The sequence below is a fragment of the Microbacterium sp. K41 genome, assembly GCF_004794395.1.
Lineage (GTDB): Bacteria > Actinomycetota > Actinomycetes > Actinomycetales > Microbacteriaceae > Microbacterium > Microbacterium sufflavum.
Genome location: NZ_SSDO01000007.1, coordinates 1 through 670, shown reverse-complemented (window position 1 = coordinate 670; position 670 = coordinate 1). Strand labels below are relative to the sequence as shown.

Below are 670 nucleotides of genomic sequence, written 5' to 3'. Positions count from 1 at the left end.
TACCTCGCGGTCCACCGCGCGCTGCGCCCGCTGCGAGAGATCGAGGAGACCGCCGCCGACATCGCCGCGGGCGCCGCTCCGTCCCCCGTTCCGGCGGTCGCCGAGGCGTTCCGCCAGTCGTCGCGCACCGCCGCCATGGTCGCGGTGTACGAGCGCGTGCGGGACGGCCGGTGAGCGGGACCCTCGGCGTCGATCAGACGAAGCGGTAGAACATCGAGGCCAGCCAGACGGTGACGATCCCGAGCAGTCCGGCGCCGGAGATGCCGATCGCGATCCCCGCGAACAGCCGGGAGCCGGGGCGGCGCGCGGCGACGATGCCCAGCACGAGCGCGACCGCGTAACCCAGGAAGCCGACGACGGACGACGCGCCCTCGACGAATCCGATCAGCGAGTAGCCGCGGTCGCCCATGTAGAGGAACGGGCGCCCGAGGATCAGGAGCAGGTCGAGGGCGAACACCACGACCGCGACGATGAACGCCACCCGGCCGAGCGAGCTGCCACGGTCGGCGGCGGTGCGGGGCGGGGCGCCGACCGGGAACTGCGGGTACCCGGGGCCTCCCGGCGTGACGGCCGTGGGGTACGCGGGCGGGTAGGGGGTGCCGTCCGGGGCCGCGGACGGGGCGGTGGCGTACGGGTTCGCGGTCGCGCCGGGAGCCGCGGGAGCCGCGGT

At 75.5% G+C, this 670-nt stretch carries 1 pseudogene; it reads right to left on the bottom strand.

The features are described from left to right. Positions 1–193 precede the first annotated feature (193 nt). Positions 194–670, bottom strand: a pseudogene (locus DW309_RS19130) (hypothetical protein); the annotation flags it as partial.